This is a genomic window from Formosa sp. A9 (genome assembly GCF_051200825.1).
GTDB lineage: Bacteria > Bacteroidota > Bacteroidia > Flavobacteriales > Flavobacteriaceae > Formosa.
Genome location: NZ_CP195158.1, coordinates 3667400 through 3681805 on the forward strand (window position 1 = coordinate 3667400; position 14406 = coordinate 3681805).

The window sequence follows — 14406 nt, forward strand, 5'->3', positions numbered from 1 at the left end:
CAAACAACCCAGGTTTACATATCTACTAGATAAACACAACCCGAGCCGAGAGGTTAATAAGTAACTAGACGTTACACAGTCTCAGATCGAAAAGTCGACAAAGACCTAATCGTGTTTTAAACAATTAAAAAATACGCCCCTACAAACATAATAATATACATAAGTATAATTACGGTCTGCAATCTGTATTTGTACCATTTTGAATGCATAGTGTTAGTTAGTTTTTGTGGTTAAAGGTTGTATTGGTTTTGCTCATAGTTAAGGGCAAATCCCTTACATTACAAGCTTAGGTTAATGTAGTAACGCTAAAACTATAGTTTTAGTGTATAAAAAATATTTTTTTAACATCACCAATTAAAAAAGTAGCATATACAAAAAAAGCCTCTCATTTCTGAAAGGCTTTCTGTAAGCTTGCTCCCCCTCTTGGGCTCGAACCAAGGACCCTTTGATTAACAGTCAAATGCTCTAACCAACTGAGCTAAGGAGGAGTGTTTTGCTTTTGCGAGTGCAAATATATATCATCATTTCGAACTCACCAAACTTTTTTTTATTTTTTTTATTTAAATAAAGCTTTAAAAATATCGTTTCCATTCGCAAATAACACTAACGCTATGAGAATGAAGAATCCAACCATTTGCGCATACTCCATAAATTTATCGCTAGGTTTACGTCCGGAAATCATTTCGTATAATAAAAACATAACATGACCACCATCTAAAGCCGGAATAGGTAATAAATTTAGTACACCAAGCATAATAGATAAAAAGGCCGTAATACCCCAAAAGGCTTCCCAACTCCAAGTATTTGGAAAGATATCGAAAATAGCTTTAAATCCTCCCACACCTTTGTACGCCCCTGTATTAGGATTAAAAATCATTCCTAACTGCGTCCAATACGACGAGATTTGTTCTGTAAACATGTTCGCACCAACACCAATACTTTCTCCAAAAGAATACGATTTGGTTACGATGTTATAGTAGCCTAATTTTTCTAACGTTTTACCGCTTGCATTAGAATACGCAGCAATTTCGAATTTACCGTCTTCATCTACCTGAAGCGTTCTGCTTATAGGCTTCGTATCTCGCAAGGCTTCAACTTGAACTGTTTGCCCTTTCAATTGTGCTAAAAAAGGCGCGTATTCATCGTAATACTTTAATTTGGTGTTATTAATTCCGGTAATAATATCACCTTGTTTTAAATCGACATTTTTATTTAAAGACGAATCTGGTACTTGGGCCACCACAAAAGGTATACGTAACTGAAAAAAGGTTTTATCGTCCCCAGTGCTTAATTGCCCTAAAAAGTCTTCGGGTGTTGTAATGGTTTTTTCTACCCCATCGCGCTCTAAAACTATGGTTTTTGCTTCGATTAACTTAGCACGCAAATCGGAATAGTTTTCTACAGTTTCGTTATTTACTGAAACTACCTTATCGCCTGTCTGCGCCCCCATTTCTATAAGTAACGGATTGGTAATCCAATAGCCATCCTTAATACTACTTGTTGCAATATCGGTTTCGCCGTAAGCAAAAGCCATAAACATATAAATGAGCGCGGCCAAAATAAAGTTTACAGTAACACCACCTAACATAATGATTAAACGCTGCCAAGCTGGTTTGCTTCTAAACTCCCATGGTTCTGGATCTTTAGCCATTTGCTCAGTATCCATACTCTCATCTATCATTCCAGATATTTTTACATATCCGCCTAAAGGCAACCAACCAATACCGTATACCGTTTCGCCAATTTTCTTTTTAAATAGCGAAAACTTAACATCAAAAAACAAATAGAATTTCTCTACTCGGGTTTTAAATAGTTTTGCAGGAATAAAATGCCCCAATTCGTGTAAGACAATAAGTAGGGAAAGACTCAATAAAAATTGAGAGATTTTAATTAAAAACTCCATATTTTGCTAAAAAATTTCAAGGCACAAAAATAACCTTTTAAAGCTATTAATAAAATTAAACCTTTATTATAATATTAGTTTTTTATTATGGTTTTATACACTACCCCTTTATTAGTCTGTATTTTAATAAAAAGCAGTCCGTTGGCATAGCTGGAAACATCTAATTGATGCACCCAATTTGAAGTCGATAAGGTTTGGCCCAAGGCATTATACACGCGTATTCCGTGCACTTGAAGCGCAGCAGGTTTTTCTAAATACACGATATGATTTGAAGGATTAGGATAAACCTGAATATCATTCTGTATTTGAGAATCGCTTACCCCGAGTGTTAAGTTGTTGTTATTAGAAATGATATCGTTATCGACATTAAACAAAGCATTACTCACTTTAAAATCTACTGTTTCGTTAAACACCTGATTGTTTACAGTATGATCTAAAACCAAATCTAAAACTTCGCCTGACGCACCTAATAACCTAATGGGCACTCCAGCTTCGAAAAAGGAGACCGAACTATGGCTTTGGATTTGATTGATTGTAATAGACACATTGGTTTCGGTCGTTTGATCGACAATAATAGTATAACTCGGATAGCCTTCTCCGTAAACCCAGTCGTTAAAAAATGCAGTTAAATCTTGCCCTGTACTCGTTTGCAAAACCGATTGTAAATCGGCTGTTTTAGCGTAACCAAAGGCCAGCGCCTCATCTTGTAAGTAATCTTTTAATCCCTTATAAAAAGCCTCGTCACCTAATTTCTTTCGTAACATGTGCAAAACCATAGCGCCTTTGTTATAACTTAATCGGCTGCTGAAAATTCTATTAACACTTAAGGTATCGGTATCCGATAAATAAACGGCTCCATCGGTTCTAGATGTAATATTACTGATGCGCTCGGCTTTCCATGCGTTAAAATAATCTTCGCCATCTAAATCTTCAATAACTAAACCCGACAAATAAGTTGCAAAACCTTCGTTTAACCAAATGTCTTTCCAACTGCCGCAGGTAACCTTATTGCCAAACCATTGATGCGCCAATTCGTGAGCGATTAAATTTCTATTAAAACTCCCCATAAAAGACACTGTAGTATGCTCCATACCACCACCCCAGCCAAACTGGGCATGGCCATATTTTTCATCGGCATACGGATATTCTTCAAATAAATTGGTAAATAAATTCATAATATCTACAGTTACCGGAGTACTATTTTTGGCGTAGTCTAAATTTTCTGGATACACATAATTAACAATCTCGAACGGATTGCCATTATTCGCTACAGTATGATTGTAAATATCGTAATTGGTTACCGCCATCGCAATTAAATAGGCCGGAATCGGGTGTCGGTGTTTATAACGTGTTGTTTTAAAATCGCCATCTATTTCCTGACTCAGCTCGACACCGTTAGCAACAGCATAATACGGATCTGAATCGGCATTAAATCGCGGAGTTTTAATATAAACATCTATCGAATCTATCTTATCTATCAAATCTTGTTTACAGGGCCACCAAGCTTTTGCACCGTAAGGCTCCGACAAAGTCCACACGATAGGTTTACCATTGTGTTCGGATTGCTCGAAAGCACCAAAACCAGAAGCCACTGGATTGCCCGAATACGAAATAGACAACGAATCTAACACACCTGCTTGTTGTGTTTCTGGTAAAAGTACAACCACCTCATCGTCATCATTTTGGGTAAAACTTAAAGCATTGCCATTTTTGGTAACTCCCGAAACCGTCATGTTACTGGTTAACTCGAAAGTAATGCGATCTAAATTCTCTTTAGCCAAAAAATACGATGTTACTGTTCCCGATATAAATGCTTCTGCGGGATCGACTTCCAGCTCCAATTTATGGTATTTTAAATCGTAATTACCCGTATTGGCATTCGCCCTAAATGTTTGTCGGTGTAACGCCGATTTTGCTTCCGATTCCTGAATTTGCTTCAAATCGTTGTTAAAATTCTGAGAAAACACAGCAAGAGGCAAACACCAAAAAGCAAGTATTAATCTTTTCATAATTATTATATAAGGTTTTAAAAATACCATTATTAATTAATAATGAATTGTATTTTTGTAAAGAATTCTTTTTACCCCTTGCCTAATGTTATCATTCTTTAAAGCATACAAATCGTTTGCTATTGTATTTGCCATCATATCGCTCATCATTATCGCTATCATTTACAATATTTTAGATGTTCAAAAACCGCTTCCTATCTATCAACCCGCACAAGTTGCCCAAGATTTAGTGGATAGCAGTTTAATAGATGTAAAAAAATATCATAAAATCGCCCATTTTAGTCTTATCAATCAAAACGGAAAAACCATAACCGAAAACGATTATAAAAATAAAATTTACGTTGCCGATTTCTTTTTTACGACCTGCCAAACCATTTGCCCGATTATGACAGACCACATGGTACAAATTCAAAAAGAAATACGTAACGACAACGAAGTTATGTTGCTTTCGCACACCGTAACCCCAGAAATAGATACCGTTGCACAACTAAAACGCTATGCGATACAAAAAGGTGTAGACGATACGAAATGGAATTTAGTAACTGGCAACAAAAAAGACATTTACGATTTAGCACGAAAGAGTTATTTAGCAGTAAAGACAACAGGGAATGGCGATGAATACGATATGATTCACACCGAAAACTTTATGCTTATAGACAAAAAAAGACAAATTCGAGGCTTTTACGATGGCACCGACCCTAAGGCCATACAACAGTTACTAGACGATATAAAAATCTTAAAACAGGAATATAAAAAGTAGAATTTTGGTTTCCATTTTTTTAGCACTTCAATTTATCTTACTTTTGCCTCTTTAAAATCAATCTAAATAAGCTTGCAAACAACTTTAGCACATCTAAAACGCGGAGAAACAGCTGTAATAACAGATGTATCGTCTATACACATTCCTTTAAAATTATTAGAAATGGGTTGCTTACCAGGCAATGAAGTAGAATTGGTACAAATCGCTCCTTTTAAAGACCCGATTTACTTTAATATTAACGGATCGCATTTGGCCATTAGAAAAGAAACCGCAAGCCATATTTTAATTGAAATGATATCGCATGAGTAAACACATTAATGTTGCGCTAATAGGAAACCCTAACACAGGTAAAACCTCGGTGTTTAACGCCTTAACCGGTCTACACCAAAAAGTAGGTAATTACCCAGGGATTACTGTCGAAAAAAAAGAAGGCATCTGTAAATTATCAAGAGGCTTAAAAGCCCATATTATAGATTTACCTGGTACTTACAGTTTAAATGCTTCGTCTTTAGATGAAAATGTTGTTATTGAATTACTGCTGAACAAAAACGACAAAGACTTTCCAGATGTAGCCATTGTAGTAAGCGATGTAGAAAACCTAAAACGCAACTTACTTCTGTTTACCCAAATAAAAGATTTAGAAATCCCTACCATTCTGGTTATTAACATGGCAGACAGAATGGACAAAAAAGGGATTAGCTTAGATATTCCGTTTTTAGAAGCGCAATTACAAACAAAAATAGCAGTAGTAAGTACACGAAAAAATCAAGGTGTCGATAGTCTTAAAGAACTCATCATTAATTATAAAGAATTACCAACGCAACCTTGTTTAAATGCTTCGGAAATTGATCGTGAGTATTTCGACAAGCTTCAGCAGGTCTTTCCAAACCAACTACTCTATAAACTTTGGTTAGTCATAACCCAAGATGTTAATTTCGGAACGACGTCTCGAAACGAATTTGAAGCCGTTGCCGATTTTAAAACAAAAAGTAAAACCGATTTAAAACGCTTACAACAAAAAGAAACCATAAAACGCTATCAGTTTATAAATCAAACCTTAAAAAAAGGACAAACTATAGACACTAGCAAGGCCACAGATTTACGCTCTAAATTAGATCGTGTTTTAACGCATAAAGTATGGGGCTATGTTATTTTCTTTTTCATTTTATTACTCATTTTTCAGGCCATCTTTAACTGGTCCAGCATCCCAATGGATTTCATCGACGCTTCATTTGCATCTATGAGCGAATGGGTAAAACTTCAATTGCCAGAAGGGCCATTTACCAGTTTGTTGGCAGAAGGCATTATTCCTGGTTTAGGTGGTGTCGTTATTTTTATTCCGCAAATTGCCTTTCTGTTTCTGTTTATTGCCATTTTAGAAGAAAGCGGCTATATGAGCCGTGTGGTGTTTTTAATGGATAAAATTATGAGACGCTTTGGGTTAAGTGGTAAAAGTGTTGTGCCTTTAATTTCAGGAACCGCTTGTGCCATTCCTGCTATTATGGCCACTAGAAATATTGAAAGCTGGAAAGAACGATTAATCACCATTTTAGTAACCCCATTCACAACCTGTTCGGCGCGTTTACCGGTGTATCTTATCATCATTTCATTAGTCATTCCCGAAGGATCCTTTTTAGGTTTTGGCTATCAAGCCTTAACCTTAATGCTGTTATATCTTTTAGGTTTTGGGGCAGCTATCGTGTCGGCTTATATTTTAGATCGGATTATGGCCATTAAAAGCAAATCGTTTTTTGTAGTCGAAATGCCAAATTACAAATTACCGCTACCAAAAAACGTAGCGCTTACGGTTGTAGAAAAAACTAAATCGTTTGTATTTGGCGCTGGTAAAATCATTTTGGCCTTATCAATTGTGCTTTGGTTTTTAGCATCGTATGGCCCTGGAAACGATTTTAATAACGCCGAAACAATTATTACAGAACAGCATGCTAACGAACAATTATCGGAAGACGAGCTCAATCAGAAAATTGATGCCTACAAATTAGAACACTCTTACATAGGCATTGCTGGTCGTGGTATAGAACCTATTATTAGACCTCTAGGCTACGATTGGAAAATTGGTATCGCCATTGTAAGTTCGTTTGCCGCGAGAGAAGTTTTTGTAGGAACTTTGGCCACTATTTACAGTGTAGGTAGCGACGAAGAAGTAACCATAAAAAACCGCATGGCCGCAGAAGTAAATCCGGTTTTAGGCGGACCACTATTTAACTTTGCTTCTGGCATTTCGCTATTACTATTTTATGCGTTTGCTATGCAATGTATGAGCACCCTTGCCATTGTAAAAAAAGAAACCAATAGCTGGAAATGGCCAATGCTACAGTTGGTTTTTATGAGCGGATTAGCTTATATTACCGCTTTAATAGCCTATCAAACATTACTGTAAATAATAGAGTAAGCTATTTTTAAATAAACGACTATTATAACATGAATACCATTATCCAAAATATACTCGTTTTCGCAGCTTTAGGGACAGCATTATATATTTTGTACCGCAAGTTTATAAACACCAAACCTAAGTCGAAAAAAGCTTGCGGAACCAATAACTCCGATTGCGGATGCCATTAATTGAAGATGTGCTTAACCTAAAGCTACATCTAAGGTCATCATAATTATAAATCCACCAATAAATCCTAAAGTAGCTACATCGGTATACTTATCGCGTTGCGTTTCTGGCACAACTTCCTCAACCACAACAAAAATCATAGCCCCTGCAGCAAAAGCCAAAGCATAGGGTAAAATAGGTGTAAAAAAGGTTACCGCTATTGCACCTATCACTGCAGCAATAGGCTCTACAATGGCCGATAGCTGACCATACCAAAAACTTTTAAATTTACTAATGCCTTGTCGGCGTAACGGCATCGAAACCGCCAGACCTTCGGGAAAATTCTGAATCCCAATTCCAATAGCCAAGGCAACAGCGCCCCCTATAGTGGCTTCGGGTATACCGGCAGCTACACCACCAAACAACACGCCAACCGCTAAACCTTCCGGAATATTATGTAAGGTAATGGCAAGCACCAAAAGTGTGGTTCTTCGCCAAGGACTTTTTACGCCCTCTTTTTCGTTTTCCTTAAAATTGATATGTAAATGAGGTAAAATTTTATCGAGTGCAAACAAAAACAAAGCCCCCATAGCAAAGCCAACCGCCGCAGGAATAACTTTTACAAAACCCTCGCCAGGGCTCATTTCGATACCCGGCGCCAACAAACTCCAAAAACTGGCCGCCACCATAACACCGCCTGTAAACCCCAGCATGCCATCAAGTAAACCACGGTTCATACCTTTAAAAAAGAATACCAAAGCCGCACCGGCAGCGGTAACAATCCAAGTAAACAAAGAAGCATAAAGCGCCCCTAAAACCGGATCTATAGATTCGAAATATTGAATGATTGTATCTAACATTAATTTTTAATTTTTACATATAAATTATTGGAAACTGTTTTGGAAACCGACAAAGGACTTTCGTTTAAAGTTATGGTTAACGACTCGTCGAACACTTCTTTAGACGCCACAGTAAACACCGTACCCAAACCAATGCTTAACTTATCTAAATACTGTAAAAACTCTACCGACGAATCTTTAACACCAACACAAATACAAACGCTACCTGTCGAAACCTGAGACAGCAATACCTTTTGTGAATTTTTAATATAGCCTTGTTTATCTGGTATAGGATCGCCATGCGGATCTTCCTCTGGGAATTCTAAAAAAGCATCGAGTTCGTTTGTGAGTTTTTCAGATTTTATGTGCTCTAACTGCTCGGCTACCTCATGAACCTCATCCCAAGAAAAATTTAATTTATCTACTAAAAACACCTCCCACAAGCGGTGCTTTCGCACGACATTAGATGCCGCCAAGCGTCCTTTTTCGGTAAGGCGTACTCCTTGATATTTTTTATAGTTAACAAACGATTTGTCTGCCAGCTTTTTAATCATATCGGTAACAGACGATGCTTTGGTATCCATTCTTTCGGCAATAGCATTAGTGCTCACCGATTCGCCTCCGTATTTGCTAATTAAATAAATCGCTTTTAAATAATTTTCTTCAGATAATGTAACCACTATAATATTGTTTGCCACAAATATACACTTTTTACCGTAATACAAATATATTTTTAGACTAGTCTAAATTTTATTTTATATTTGCACAACATTTAAAATTACCAAGGACTAAAAATGAAATTCAGTTTAATACTCATCTTTCTGTTCAGCATCAATTTAAGCGCCCAGAATTCTTTTACTATTTCAGGTAAAGTAACCACCGAAGGCCTACCTATGCCTTACGCAAATGTATATTTAAAAGGAACCGACAAAGGCGCAGTGACAGATGAAAACGGAAACTATATTATTAAAAATATACCCGAAGGCAATTATACAGTTGTAGCCTCTTTTACTGGTTTTAAAGCCCAAGCCAAGACAGTAACGGTAAACACAAACATCAACATAAATTTTAATCTTGAAGAAACTGAAACGTTAGATGAAGTCGTAATTTCAGGTACGTTAAAGCCGGTTAGCCGATTAGAAAGTCCGGTACCCGTAGAAGTTTATACGACTACTTTTTTGAAGCAAAACCCCACGCCTTCAATTTTTGAAGCCTTACAAAATGTTAATGGCGTACGCCCACAAATAAACTGTAATGTGTGTAATACGGGAGACATACACATTAACGGACTGGAAGGCCCTTACACTTTAGTGCTTATAGATGGAATGCCCATTGTTAGTGGACTCTCTACTGTTTACGGTCTTTCGGGAATTCCCAATGCTTTAATAGAACAGATTGAAATTGTAAAGGGACCCGCTTCCTCTTTATACGGAAGTGAAGCCGTTGGCGGATTGATTAACATCATTACCAAATTGCCCGAAAACACCTCTAAATTTGCTGCCGACGGCTTTATAACGAGTTGGGGCGAAGCGAATATTGATTTAGGTTTTAAAGCGGCTCTTGGCAGTAAAACCGATGTATTAACTGGTGTCAACTATTTTAACTACAGCAATCCGATTGACAACAACCACGACAATTTTACCGATGTCACCTTACAGGATCGCGTGTCTGTCTTTCAAAAATGGTCGTTTAAACGCGCTGAAAACCGACAATTTTCTGTTGCTGGCCGCTATTTTTACGAAGACCGTTGGGGTGGCGAAATGCAATGGACACCAGAATACCGTGGTGGCGACGACATCTATGGCGAAAGCATTTATACCTCACGTTTTGAAGTGATAGGAAATTACCAGTTGCCTTTTAAAGAAAAAGTAAACTTCCAATTCTCGTATTCCGATCACGATCAAAATTCGGTGTACGGAAACACACCATATTTGGCTCAACAACGCATTGGTTTTGGACAATTCATTTGGGATAAATCGGTAAACAACCATGATTTATTATTCGGTACCGCAGTCAGATATAACTATTACAACGACAATACCACAGCCACTGAAACAGCCGACGAAGTCGCCATTCCGTCCCTGTTTATTCAAGACGAAATCGCCTTAAACAGCAAACATCATGTATTGTTGGGCGCCCGTTACGACTACGACAAACGCCACGGTAACATTTTCACACCCAGACTTGCCTACCGTTTTAAACCCACCGAAGAAGACATCATCCGTATCAATGCTGGAACCGGATTTCGGGTTGTTAATTTATTTACCGAAGAGCACGCTGCCCTAACCGGAGCCCGCGATGTGATTATAGAAGAAGAACTGAAACCCGAAGAGTCGTATAATGTCAACATCAACTATCTTAAAAAAATATACACCACAAATGGTATGATGTTTACGTTGGATGCCTCGGCATGGTACACCTATTTTACCAATCAAATTGTGCCGGATTACGAAACCAATCTCAATCAAATTATTTACGATAATTTAGACGGACATGCCATTTCGCAAGGTGTTAGCCTAAATTTGGATGCCGTTTTTGCCCAAGGTATCAAAGCCAATATTGGTGCCACTTATCAAGATGTGAGTCAGCATGAAAACGGGGAGAAAAACAGACAATTGCTTACCGAACGTTTTTCGGGTAATTGGGGCGTCACCTATAAACATTACCCAACCAACCTCACGTTTGACTATACCGGAAGCATTTACGGGTCGATGTTATTGCCCACCTTGGGTGAACTTGATCCCAGAAGTGATGCATCGCCTATTTGGAGTCTTCAAAACATTCAAGTGACTTATGATGGTTTAAAAAACATGGAGTTTTACGGTGGCGTAAAAAACATTTTAAACTGGACCCCTGAAAAAAACGAACCTTTTTTAATTGCCAGAGCCGACGATCCTTTTGATGAACAGGTAGATTTTGATAACGACGGCAATGTGATTCCAACTCCAGACAATCCGTATGCGCTTACTTTCGATCCGTCTTATGTGTATGCGCCCAACCAAGGCAGACGCTTATTTTTTGGGGTACGCTTTAATATAAATTAAAACAACCGCTTCATTTACACCCCTAAATTAGGCAACACAAAAGATTTAGTATTGTTGTGCAATCTGATCCACAACCCTGGATTGGCGTTTAATTGCTGTTTAGCCTCCTCTAAATTGGAACTGATGGTTGTTTGAAGCACCTTGGCATAAGTATCTACTTTGGCTGGAGCTGTATCGGCATCCACCACCGATTGCACCACTTTTTTAGCTTGTAATATGGCTGCAGGCCCAAGAGTTAAAATATATTTCGCGGCCCGACACTCTTGTTCGTCGCTCTCGCTTACCATACTTCCGCCTGCTTTAAATTTATTGATATGATGTTCTAAAATACTATTGGAAATAGGTATGATGCCTGCCACGTGATGCCATTGTGCTCCCGAAAACGGCTTGATATACGCCAAATGTGAAGCTTGGTTGGCTTCTGGTCCATGACCAATAAAGAAGATATCGAGTCCGCCTAAATGTTCCAACTTGGTTAAATAGGCCGTAAGTGCCGATTCCAGATCGTCTGTATCGGTTTGCATGGGGGTAAAGCTTTTTATTTTCTTGAAAAAAGCGTCTCCTAAAATACGTTCGAAATCCCTAACAAAACTGAAGCCATTAGCCATGTTCATTGGCGCTAATGCATCTTGGGTAAACACATTTAACCGACTTAACAATGCATCTTGCTCGCCAGTCTTAGCGATTTCACCCAACAAACGATGTAATTCCTGAGCACCACGACCACCCAAAAGCGCGATGTTGATATCGCCTTCTTTTTCGGCTGCCGTTGCATATAATTCCTGTAACATGGCTTGCCCTACAACGGCTTCGGAAGGCAAAACGGTTGGCGTTACACCATGATCTACCACCTGAAACGCTGTAGCATCTAAATGAGACAACCACACATTATTATTTTCTTCTTGTCTTGTAAATTCTAATTGTTGCTCAATCATATCTTTATGTTGAATATTTTATGTTTAATTAAATCCGCGTTCCTTTTGAAGCTGATCGTAAGCCTCTTGTACTTGTCGGAACTTTTCTTCGGCACCCTTACGGTGCTCTTCACCTAAATGAATCACCTTATCTGGGTGATATTTTTTAGCCATATGGCGATATGCCTTTTTAATTTCATCGTTTGTTGCCGACTTATCGATTTCTAAAATTTTATAAGCATTATCGCTACTGTTATAAAACATAGCTTTAATACTTTCGAAATCTAAAGCGCGAATGCCTAAATAATTAGAAATGGTATAAATAATGTCGACTTCGGACTGACTTACATTCCCATCGGCTTTAGCGATTCCGAATAAAAAATGAAGCAATTGTAAGCGCGACGGATGATCCATCATTTGCTTAATTTGCAAACACACATCACGCACAGGAATATTATTTTGTTTACTAATATTTTTGAACAATCTAAACGCATGATTAGCGCGTTCTTTACCATACATACCCACAAATTGCGATCGTACAAAGTCTAATTCGCTTTGGTTACTTTTACCATCGGCCTTAATAACCACTGCCGATAGAATAAGCAGACTTACCTCGAAATCGCCCGATTGCGTTCTGGGTTGTTGGGTATTTCCATATGGGCCTTGGGTATTTACTTTTATACCACCGTTGGACAAGCCATCTACAACGCTACCTAATGCAAACCCTAAAATAGCGCCTATTGGCCCTCCAAACGACCATCCTAAAGTGGCGCCTAACCATTTTGATATACTCATAATAATTAATTTACGCACAAATATACTACATGCAATACTTTTACAGTTGTTAGTAGTAACTTAAAATAATTTTCTGCGTTAGGGATAGCAGCGGCATCCTTTTTGCTTTTACAATACATTTACATAACACCTGCTTAGCTTACCATGTGGAAGTAACTAGTTAAAAATCCTGAAAGCAAAAAGATACAGCGTATAGCCCGCCCTTGCCGTGCAAGGAAACGCCACAATATACTTATACAAAAACATCTTTAGCATTACTGCTTTTGGTGTGCATAAGCGCTTAATTTTATGTATCTTTGCAACTTATTGTTAAACATAAAAGAAATTAAAATATGTATCCAGCAGAATTAGTAAAACCTATGCGCGAGCATTTAACGCAAGTTGGTTTTGAAGAATTGCAAACTGCCGAAGCTGTAGATGCTGCCATAGCAAAAGAAGGCACAACTTTAGTAGTTGTAAATTCGGTTTGTGGCTGTGCTGCGGCAAATGCTAGACCAGGAGCCATTACAAGTATACAAAACGAAAAACACCCAGACCATTTAGTAACTGTGTTTGCGGGTGTAGACAAAGAAGCTGTAGACAAAGCTAGAGGGTATATGATCCCTTTCCCGCCAAGTTCGCCAAGTATTGCTTTATTTAAAGATGGTGAATTGGTACACATGTTAGAGCGCCACCATATTGAAGGTCGCCCAGCAGAGATGATTGCCGACAACCTTAAAGATGCTTATAACCAATTTTGTTAAAAGCTTTTTTAAAATAATACAAACCACGCTTTTTGCGTGGTTTTTTTATGTGTAATTTTACAGCTAAATTAAATTAGAACTAATTACCATTAATGAAACTATTAGCGTATCCGTTAACCATTTTATATTTAATTGCTTTTGGGTTAACCTTACTCGTTTTCCATCCTATACTCTGGATTAGCCATCGTGTTTTTGGCTACACTGCCTTACAAAACAGTGTAAATGTCCTTCAGTTTTGTTTACTGCGTTGTTTAAATATTTTAGGCACAAGATTCACTTATAACAATCCGTATCCGTTACCTAAAAACACGCCAATAATTATAGTATCTAACCACCAAAGCATGTACGACATATCGCCAATAATATGGTTTATGCGCGAGGTACATCCAAAATTTATTAGTAAATTAGAGTTAGGTAAAGGCATACCCAGTGTATCGTACAATTTACGTCATGGTGGTTCTGCCTTAATAGATCGCAAAAATGCCAGACAGTCTATAAAAGCCATAAATGATTTTTCGACTTTTATAAACGAAAAGAAATATGCTGCCGTAATTTTCCCAGAAGGCACACGCAGTAAAACTGGGGAGCCCAAACCGTTTCAACGCCGTGGTTTACAAACCTTAATAAAAAATTTACCCGATGCCTACATAATACCATTAACCATTAACAACTCCTGGAAAACATTGCGTTATGGTAAATTCCCAATGGGATTGGGTGCACATATTACATTAACGGCACATAAACCCATAAATTTGGCTACCTTTACAGCAACAACAGACGAGTTAATCGATCAAGTAGAACAGACCGTAAAACAAAGTATAAACTCTTAAAATATAACG

Annotated in this window: 12 protein-coding genes and 1 tRNA gene; 6 read left to right on the top strand and 7 right to left on the bottom strand. The window is 37.8% G+C overall.

Annotated features, from left to right (window positions below; all coding sequences use genetic code 11):
* Window positions 1–414: 414 nt before the first annotated feature.
* From ACR9EA_RS16085 to ACR9EA_RS16095, 3 genes are all read right to left on the bottom strand, one after another.
* Window positions 415–488 (bottom strand) — tRNA-Asn (locus ACR9EA_RS16085).
* 68 nt (window positions 489–556) lie between these two features.
* Window positions 557–1903: an RIP metalloprotease RseP gene (gene rseP, locus ACR9EA_RS16090; RefSeq protein ID WP_435135339.1), complete on the bottom strand. Its 1347-nt coding sequence runs from the start codon at window positions 1901–1903 to the stop codon at window positions 557–559.
* A gap of 74 nt (window positions 1904–1977) precedes the next feature.
* Window positions 1978–3912: a M1 family aminopeptidase gene (locus ACR9EA_RS16095; RefSeq protein ID WP_435135341.1), complete on the bottom strand. Its 1935-nt coding sequence runs from the start codon at window positions 3910–3912 to the stop codon at window positions 1978–1980.
* An 85-nt stretch (window positions 3913–3997) separates the two neighbouring features.
* Between ACR9EA_RS16095 and ACR9EA_RS16100 the strand changes: the two genes are divergently transcribed.
* From ACR9EA_RS16100 to feoB, 3 genes are all read left to right on the top strand, one after another.
* Window positions 3998–4672, top strand: coding sequence for an SCO family protein (locus tag ACR9EA_RS16100; RefSeq protein ID WP_435135344.1), 675 nt, complete (start codon window positions 3998–4000; stop codon window positions 4670–4672).
* Window positions 4673–4744: 72 nt separating this feature from the next.
* On the top strand, window positions 4745–4981 hold the full coding sequence (locus tag ACR9EA_RS16105; RefSeq protein WP_435135347.1) for a FeoA family protein: 237 nt from the start codon (window positions 4745–4747) through the stop codon (window positions 4979–4981).
* Window positions 4974–7073 (top strand): ferrous iron transport protein B, encoded by a 2100-nt coding sequence (gene feoB, locus ACR9EA_RS16110; RefSeq protein WP_435135350.1) that lies wholly within the window; start codon window positions 4974–4976, stop codon window positions 7071–7073. The genes ACR9EA_RS16105 and feoB overlap by 8 nt, the downstream gene beginning before the upstream one ends.
* Before the next feature lie 194 nt (window positions 7074–7267).
* Here feoB and ACR9EA_RS16115 read toward each other — a convergent pair whose 3' ends face one another.
* Both ACR9EA_RS16115 and ACR9EA_RS16120 read right to left on the bottom strand, forming a co-directional pair.
* A complete protein-coding gene (locus ACR9EA_RS16115; protein WP_435135352.1) occupies window positions 7268–8092 on the bottom strand; it encodes a ZIP family metal transporter in 825 nt (274 codons plus the stop codon).
* Entirely contained in the window at window positions 8092–8751 is a 660-nt protein-coding gene (locus ACR9EA_RS16120; protein WP_435139906.1) for a metal-dependent transcriptional regulator, read from the bottom strand. Before ACR9EA_RS16120 ends, ACR9EA_RS16115 begins: the two co-directional genes overlap by 1 nt.
* Before the next feature lie 114 nt (window positions 8752–8865).
* Between ACR9EA_RS16120 and ACR9EA_RS16125 the strand changes: the two genes are divergently transcribed.
* Complete coding sequence (locus ACR9EA_RS16125) at window positions 8866–11115, top strand: TonB-dependent receptor (protein WP_435135355.1); 2250 nt, start codon at window positions 8866–8868, stop codon at window positions 11113–11115.
* A 14-nt stretch (window positions 11116–11129) separates the two neighbouring features.
* Here the strand turns inward: ACR9EA_RS16125 and ACR9EA_RS16130 are convergent, their stop codons facing one another.
* Window positions 11130–12050 (bottom strand): hypothetical protein, encoded by a 921-nt coding sequence (locus ACR9EA_RS16130; protein WP_435135358.1) that lies wholly within the window; start codon window positions 12048–12050, stop codon window positions 11130–11132.
* Between the two features lie 24 nt (window positions 12051–12074).
* The gene (locus ACR9EA_RS16135) at window positions 12075–12824 is read right to left on the bottom strand and encodes a TerB family tellurite resistance protein (RefSeq protein WP_435135360.1); all 750 of its coding nucleotides are present in this window, start codon (window positions 12822–12824) and stop codon (window positions 12075–12077) included.
* 332 nt (window positions 12825–13156) lie between these two features.
* Between ACR9EA_RS16135 and ACR9EA_RS16140 the strand changes: the two genes are divergently transcribed.
* Window positions 13157–13567: a BrxA/BrxB family bacilliredoxin gene (locus ACR9EA_RS16140; RefSeq protein ID WP_435135362.1), complete on the top strand. Its 411-nt coding sequence runs from the start codon at window positions 13157–13159 to the stop codon at window positions 13565–13567.
* Window positions 13568–13659: 92 nt separating this feature from the next.
* Complete coding sequence (locus ACR9EA_RS16145; protein WP_435135365.1) at window positions 13660–14397, top strand: lysophospholipid acyltransferase family protein; 738 nt, start codon at window positions 13660–13662, stop codon at window positions 14395–14397.
* The last annotated feature ends 9 nt before the right edge of the window (window positions 14398–14406 follow it).

Bases quoted from the DNA above. Each gene is read 5' to 3' on its own strand.
- rseP (WP_435135339.1), bottom strand. From the start codon at position 1,903: ATGGAGTTTTTAATTAAAATCTCTCAATTTTTATTGAGTCTTTCCCTA.
- ACR9EA_RS16095 (WP_435135341.1), bottom strand. From the start codon at position 3,912: ATGAAAAGATTAATACTTGCTTTTTGGTGTTTGCCTCTTGCTGTGTTT.
- ACR9EA_RS16100 (WP_435135344.1), top strand. From the start codon at position 3,998: ATGTTATCATTCTTTAAAGCATACAAATCGTTTGCTATTGTATTTGCC.
- feoB (WP_435135350.1), top strand. From the start codon at position 4,974: ATGAGTAAACACATTAATGTTGCGCTAATAGGAAACCCTAACACAGGT.
- ACR9EA_RS16115 (WP_435135352.1), bottom strand. From the start codon at position 8,092: ATGTTAGATACAATCATTCAATATTTCGAATCTATAGATCCGGTTTTA.
- ACR9EA_RS16125 (WP_435135355.1), top strand. From the start codon at position 8,866: ATGAAATTCAGTTTAATACTCATCTTTCTGTTCAGCATCAATTTAAGC.
- ACR9EA_RS16130 (WP_435135358.1), bottom strand. From the start codon at position 12,050: ATGATTGAGCAACAATTAGAATTTACAAGACAAGAAGAAAATAATAAT.
- ACR9EA_RS16135 (WP_435135360.1), bottom strand. From the start codon at position 12,824: ATGAGTATATCAAAATGGTTAGGCGCCACTTTAGGATGGTCGTTTGGA.
- ACR9EA_RS16140 (WP_435135362.1), top strand. From the start codon at position 13,157: ATGTATCCAGCAGAATTAGTAAAACCTATGCGCGAGCATTTAACGCAA.
- ACR9EA_RS16145 (WP_435135365.1), top strand. From the start codon at position 13,660: ATGAAACTATTAGCGTATCCGTTAACCATTTTATATTTAATTGCTTTT.